The 3,286-nt window shown below is 41.3% G+C and carries 4 protein-coding genes; all 4 read left to right on the top strand.

Annotation, left to right across the window (positions count from 1 at the left end):
• The first annotated feature begins 383 nt into the window (after positions 1-383).
• A complete protein-coding gene (locus PVV57_RS09880; protein ID WP_273719596.1) occupies positions 384-1,289 on the top strand; it encodes a hypothetical protein in 906 nt (301 codons plus the stop codon).
• A gap of 94 nt (positions 1,290-1,383) precedes the next feature.
• Positions 1,384-2,511 carry a N4-gp56 family major capsid protein gene (locus PVV57_RS09875; protein ID WP_273719597.1) on the top strand — a complete coding sequence of 376 codons (1,128 nt, stop codon included), beginning with the start codon at positions 1,384-1,386 and terminating at the stop codon, positions 2,509-2,511.
• 20 nt (positions 2,512-2,531) lie between these two features.
• Positions 2,532-2,912: a hypothetical protein gene (locus tag PVV57_RS09870; RefSeq protein WP_273719624.1), complete on the top strand. Its 381-nt coding sequence runs from the start codon at positions 2,532-2,534 to the stop codon at positions 2,910-2,912.
• Positions 2,913-2,923: 11 nt separating this feature from the next.
• A partial coding sequence (locus PVV57_RS09865; RefSeq protein ID WP_273783997.1) for a hypothetical protein occupies positions 2,924-3,286 on the top strand: 363 nt, incomplete at its 3' end.

The raw sequence follows: 3,286 nt of genomic DNA, 5'->3' as shown, positions 1-3,286 counted from the left end.
TGAAGTAACAAGCCGGCACCATCATTATATTTGCCAGCCCCCAATGTTGCGACAGATCTTGCATTAAGACGGTTCATAAGAGCCATTTTTAATCCTTTCTTATACAAATTTGATCCACACACTCATCCCGCTTGTTATGTGCAAATGAGTGGTTTTGATTGATTCAAGATAAACCGCTTTGAAATGAGAGAATCTTACGTTATTCGAGACTCTCATTCAACATACAAAACAGTGAATTATCATTATAAATCAATACGTTGCCTTGATGCAACAACGCCATGAGCTTGAACGGGAGCGTATTCTTAATGAACGAGCGCAAAATCAGATTATGCGGGAGAGAGCCGCAACGTACAGGGGAAGAAGCATTTAAGAGAGGTTAGAGAATGAATGCAGAAATGAACGAAGTGATGAATGAAGGTATGAATGAAGATTATAGGGTTGGAGCACCGGTTTTTGATGATGATGAGAGCTCTTTTGATGTTGATCATGAGGTCGAGACAGTTGAGAGCCATGATGCAACATCTCCAGAGCCGATTACAGAGCCCGTTGAAAAGCCTTCAGAAATCGTTCCTAGTATAGAGCAGCAGCGATTTTTAGAACAAACCAAACAAGCCCGTGAAGAACTTGTCAAGTTCTACGAAGCACAATCCCAAGCTCCAATGGTTGAAGAAGAAAGTGCTCCACCAGATCTGCGTAAGGACCCCGTTAGCGTAGTGATGTGGATATTAGATAAGGTTCAAAAGCAAGGTGCGTATATTAGGGAACAGAAAGAGGCACTAAGACAGGCTGAGGAACAACAGCAGCATGATATGCGTCTTGGTCAGTTTTTCAATAATTCTGTTGAGTCATTTAAAAAGAAATCTAGTGATTTTGATGCGGCAGCAAATTTTCTTTATGAGACGCGTGCAAAAGAATTGAGGTCTTGGTCGTCACTTTATCCAGAGTGTGCAGATCAAAACACAATAGATGCGATTATAAAAGATCAATTGCATGCGCTTGTAGCGACTTGTGCACAAAGAGATCTCAATCCGGCAGAAGAGCTTTATAGGATAGCGCAAAATCTTGGTTATCAAAACCAAGCGATCCAAGCCAATAATCAAGTTGCAGCGCTTCAAAGTCGTCAGAATTCTGCGCGAACCTTAACGGCATCTGGTGGAGGAGGCAATGTTGGACCAATGACTTTAGCAAGCATTGATAAGATGTCAGAAGAAGAATTTGACGTTTGGATATCCAATCCGAAAAATAAAGCGATTTTTCGGCAATTGCATGGTGCAGGTAATGGGTATTAAGCGCGCATTTTTATAACAACGAGCCTGCTTTTTATGCAGGGTTATGGTCCGGCTTTAAAGCCGGTTTTTTTTACAGCAAAGAAAGGTAAAATCAATGGCATTAACAACAGTTAGAGCAGATGATCCTCATGCAATAAGCACGTGGTCAAAATTATTAAATACAGAAGTTTCAAAAGCGATCCCTATTGCCCCCCTTATAGGCAAGGGGTCAAACAGCATTATTCAACTTAAAACCGAAACACAGAAAGGCAGAGGGGACTGTGTTACGTTTAGCTTACGGACACAGCTTTTGGGACGGGGTGTCACTTCTGGACAGACGCTTGAAGGGAATGAAGAGGCATTACAATTCCTTCATGACAGACTATACATTGACGAGCTTTCGCATGCAGTTCGTGTAGAAAATGAAGGGAGTATAGCACAACAACGTACAACGTTTGATTTACGTGACGAAGCAAAAGATGGTTTGGTTGACTGGTATGCAGATCGCTTAAGCATGATGTTTTTCATTCAAGCTTGCGGATATACAGCAAGGACAATCTCTTTTGAAGATCGGATGATCGATATCGAGAATGTGCATTATGGATTTAATGAACCTCTGGCACCAAGCAGTAAGCGCATTATCCGTCCAGATGCGAAAACCAAGGATGAAGATCTAAGTGAAGCATCAAAACACAGCTTTAGTTTAAAGCTTATTGATGAAGCCGTAAAAATGGCAAAACTTGCTAACCCCAAAATTCGACCAGTGCGTGTGAATGGGGAAAGTGTTTATGTACTCTATTTGCACCCAACACAAGTGATGCAATTGCGCACCAATACGGAGACTGGTCAGTGGCTTGATATTCAGAAAGCTGCTTACACAGGTTCGCGTGCAAAGAACCCGATTTTTGATGGTTCTCTAGGCATGTATAATGGTGTGATTTTACGTGAATCTGAACATGTAACCCATGGTGTTAAATCAACAGATCATACAGCGAAAAAAAGTGTACGTCGCGCTGTTTTGCTTGGTGCACAAAGTATTGTTATGGCTTTTGGAAATAATCGCAATGTCAATCGCTATAAATTGGTGGAAGAGCATTTTGACTATCAACGTTACTATGGTTTGTCTGCGAAAACACTGATTGGCATGAAGAAAACCCGTTTCAAATTTCCAAATAGCTCTCAAGCAGCGCAAGATTTTGGAACGATTGTTATTCCTACCTACAGTGGTGAACCAGATAACTAATCGTAGGGAGGAAAAAAGACATGGCAGATCATTTACCACCTTTATTACAGGGAAGAAATCTTCACACCCAACAGGTAAGCTTTTTGCGTTTGAATATCTCGCATAAAGAGAAGCATCTCACAACGAAAATCGGAATTTTGCCTCGAGGTGCTTTGATTACTTCAATTAAAACGTTTGTGAAGACAGCGTTTTCTGAGGCGAAGTTAAAGATTGGCAGTACCTATGGGGGCAATGAGTTTGGCGAAAAAGATATCAAAGCCCAAGGAACACAGGATTTTACACCAACAGATCAAAAGGTTTTTGCTCCAGAGGATAAAGAGATGACCCTTTATGCAACACGGGATAAAACCACAGATGCTGGTGAATGTATTGTGGTCGTGCAATTCATAACAAATCATTAAGGGGATAAGACATGGCAGATCATTTACCACCTCCCTTACAGGGGAGAAATCTACATACGCAGCAGGTAAGCTTTTTGCGTCTTAATTTTAGCCATGAAGATAAAGAAAACGCGATGAGAATAGGCATCTTGCCACGTGGTGCTTTAATAACTTCGATTAAGGTGTTTGTTAAGACGGCGTTTTCTGAGGCGAAAGTTAAGATAGGCAGCACTGCTGGCGGGAATGAGTTTGGCGAAGCAGAAATCAAACAACAGACAGTTAAAGAGGTTAAGCCTACCAATCAAAAGGAGTTTGTTCCTTATGATAAAGAGCTTACTCTCTATGCTAAAGCAGACAAAACAGTACAAGCCGGTGAAGCAAGTATCGTCGTTGAA

This window comes from Bartonella sp. AU15XJBT, from assembly GCF_028618615.1.
Taxonomy (GTDB): domain Bacteria; phylum Pseudomonadota; class Alphaproteobacteria; order Rhizobiales; family Rhizobiaceae; genus Bartonella.
This window is presented reverse-complemented; position numbering and strand designations above follow the sequence as displayed.

Excerpts from the sequence above, each read along its gene's own strand:
- PVV57_RS09875 (WP_273719597.1), top strand. The coding sequence starts at position 1,384 with ATGGCATTAACAACAGTTAGAGCAGATGATCCTCATGCAATAAGCACG.
- PVV57_RS09880 (WP_273719596.1), top strand. The coding sequence starts at position 384 with ATGAATGCAGAAATGAACGAAGTGATGAATGAAGGTATGAATGAAGAT.
- PVV57_RS09870 (WP_273719624.1), top strand. The coding sequence starts at position 2,532 with ATGGCAGATCATTTACCACCTTTATTACAGGGAAGAAATCTTCACACC.